This window comes from Ruminococcus sp. (assembly GCF_017650195.1).
Taxonomy (GTDB): Bacteria; Bacillota; Clostridia; order Oscillospirales; family Ruminococcaceae; genus Ruminococcus.
Genome location: NZ_JAGCFH010000050.1, coordinates 1 through 2,769, shown reverse-complemented (window position 1 = coordinate 2,769; position 2,769 = coordinate 1). Strand labels below are relative to the sequence as shown.

Below are 2,769 nucleotides of genomic sequence, written 5' to 3'. Positions count from 1 at the left end.
TGTCATAGCCGCTATGTTAAGCCGACGTGGACAGAAAAGAGGTGCCTGAATGAGTGAAGTTTTACTTACTGCCAAAGCACTTTCAGTTGGATATGGAAAAAAAGTCGTTGTGAGCGGACTTGAGATTGAAGTACGTTCAGGTGAAATACTCACCATTATCGGCCCGAACGGTGCTGGAAAATCCACTGTGCTGAAAAGCATAGCTTCACAGATTCCACTTGTTTCTGGCACTGTATGCGTTAATGGAAATGATATTTCCAATATGAATCTCAGTGATATAGCTAAGATGCTGTCGATTTGCTTGACAGATCGAATTGAAGCAGAGAAATTAACCTGTGAGGATGTTGTTTCTACAGGTCGTTATCCATACACGGGCAGGTTAGGTATTCTTTCGGCTGAAGACAGAAAGATAGTAAAAGATGCAATGGAACTGACTGGAATATCCTATCTTGCAGACACTGATATCCGATGCATAAGTGATGGTCAGCGTCAGTCTGTAATGCTTGCACGTGCTATTGCACAGCAGCCAAAGGTGCTTATCCTTGATGAACCAACATCATTCCTTGATATAAATAACAAACTTCGTCTGCTTGGTTTGCTTAAGAATCTAGCACAAAGCAGAAATATTGCTGTCATTCAGACGCTTCATGAACTTGATCTGGCTCAGCGATTTTCTGACTTTATTCTATGCATAAAGAATAACAAAGCAGATAGAATTGGAACTCCTGAGGAAATTTTCAGTGGGAACTATATAAGTGAGCTATATGACATCTCAAACGGCATATTTGATCCGATGTTTGGGACAGCTGAAGCCCTTGGCATTAAGGGGGAACCTAAGGTCTTTGTTATTGGCGGAGGAGGAGCAGGTATTCATGTTTATCGAAGCCTACAGCGAAAAAGCATACCATTTGCCGCTGGAGTGATACACGAGAACGATATTGAATACTCTGTAGCAAAATCTCTTTCCACTGTTTTCATAACTGAAAAAGCATTTGAGCCACTTAGTGATGAAAGCATTCAAAAAGCACTTGAAATAATGAAAAAGTGTGATGAAGTAATAGGCTGTATTGACCAGTTCGGACCTATGAATATTGGTAATAAAAAACTTTTTGAAGTCTACAAGTCAGAATTTAAAACTTAATTAATTTGAACTAATATATGATCATAAAAAAAGAAACTGAAGAATTCTATTTTATTAATAATTATAGGCAGTCTATCAAACCTCTGAACGAACCATGTAAAGAGGGGAGACTGCCTATATTTTTTATTATCATATGATTATTTTGTATTATTTTTATTCTGCCTTTAGATTCTTTTCTTTTTCAAAATAGGCTTTTTTCATCTGTTTATATTCTGTATCCGTACAAATTTCTTTGCATTTTGGCGCAAATGAGATCGTAATATTGAAGCATTCAAGCATATTGTTGCAGTGTAATTCTTCACATTCAGAACAGTTTTGGATTCCTTTATTATGGTAGCTCTTAAAACATGATATCTGCACCAGTTATCAGTTGTGCAGCTACTACACGATATCTCCTCGTTTGATACAACTTTATCCCTGTATCCTATCTTGAACCATAATTCAGCGGTGTGATGTAGTTGTTCATTAGTCTTTTCGTACGGAGGTTTATTATATCTTGCACAAACCAAGCAATCATTTCCACAGGAAGCTAATATTTTTTCAAACTTTTATCTATATACTTAGATTATGAAAGCGGATATCAATCGTGCCTTTGATCTATATTACTGAACATTTCACAGAACCGACCTGCAAACGCAGGTGGTTCTCCGTGATTAGTAAGATGAGAGATATCTCCGAAAGCTGTAACTCTGAAATAAGCAATACCCTTACGGCGTTCCTCAGTGCAAACAGTTGTTACTGAGGTTGGAGCGGCGATAAAGCCGTGCCATAGCACCATAGGGGAGATGCCGAGAAGATGTCCAAGGATTACGCATTCAACTCCGAAGTGACAAAAAAGTGCGATCGTATCTTCATTAGGACGTACAGCATTATAACAGTTACCATTCCGTTCATATCCGTGTTGAGCAAGTAATGCATCTAGTCCGTTATGTACATAATCAATACCGTTTTTCATATCAGCTTCGCTCATAACGGATACGTTAGCCCATTTAGTATTATCGTAGTATTCAGGAATGGTAGTCCAGTCTTGGGGAAGCATATCCCATGCAATGCGGCGCTTACCATCCTTACCGATAATAAGATTTCGATCAAATTCGTGAAGCCAGTCCAGTGTTTCTGCAGTTCGTCCGCATTGTTTTAAAGTATATTCTGCTGTAGCTTTAGCTCTCCCAAGAGGGGAGACATAATATGCGCTTATATCCATAGGAGCTATTCGACTGGCAAGTAGTTCAGCTTCTCTGTGACCTTTTTTCGTGAGTGAGTCGATAGTGTAGTCAGGATCTCCGTGCCTGATAATAAGTATTTTCATGGTAGTACCTCTTAGTTATAATTGCTTCAAAAGGTATGCAATAAATCCCTTGCAGCCCTCTTCAATATCGTTATAAGCTGTTCTAAAATCACGACTGTACCATGGGTCTGAAACGTCATCACTTCTGCCTGCAAAGGTAAGTAGCTTATGGATTTTTCCATCTTTGTCACCGCCGAAGATGCGACTCATATTACGGATATTAGTGGTGTCCATTCCAATGAAATAATCGTATTTATCATAATCTGATTTTTTAAGTTGAACTGCAGCTTTTCCACTGCATCCTATCCCGTGCTTTGCTAATTCAGATTTCGCAGGTGGA

At 38.8% G+C, this 2,769-nt stretch carries 4 protein-coding genes; 1 reads left to right on the top strand and 3 read right to left on the bottom strand.

Features of this window, described 5'->3' with window-relative positions:
• Positions 1-49 precede the first annotated feature (49 nt).
• Positions 50-1,141, top strand: a complete 1,092-nt coding sequence (locus tag J6U00_RS02285; protein WP_296578291.1) for an ABC transporter ATP-binding protein — start codon at positions 50-52, stop codon at positions 1,139-1,141.
• 197 nt (positions 1,142-1,338) lie between these two features.
• On the opposite strand, the gene J6U00_RS15140 is transcribed toward J6U00_RS02285, so the two are convergent.
• The 3 genes from J6U00_RS15140 to J6U00_RS02275 all read right to left on the bottom strand — a co-directional run.
• Positions 1,339-1,677, bottom strand: coding sequence for a DUF3795 domain-containing protein (locus J6U00_RS15140; RefSeq protein ID WP_365717825.1), 339 nt, complete (start codon positions 1,675-1,677; stop codon positions 1,339-1,341).
• 44 nt (positions 1,678-1,721) lie between these two features.
• Positions 1,722-2,450: a histidine phosphatase family protein gene (locus J6U00_RS02280; protein ID WP_296578288.1), complete on the bottom strand. Its 729-nt coding sequence runs from the start codon at positions 2,448-2,450 to the stop codon at positions 1,722-1,724.
• A 15-nt stretch (positions 2,451-2,465) separates the two neighbouring features.
• A partial coding sequence (locus J6U00_RS02275; protein WP_296578285.1) for a low molecular weight phosphotyrosine protein phosphatase occupies positions 2,466-2,769 on the bottom strand: 304 nt, incomplete at its 5' end.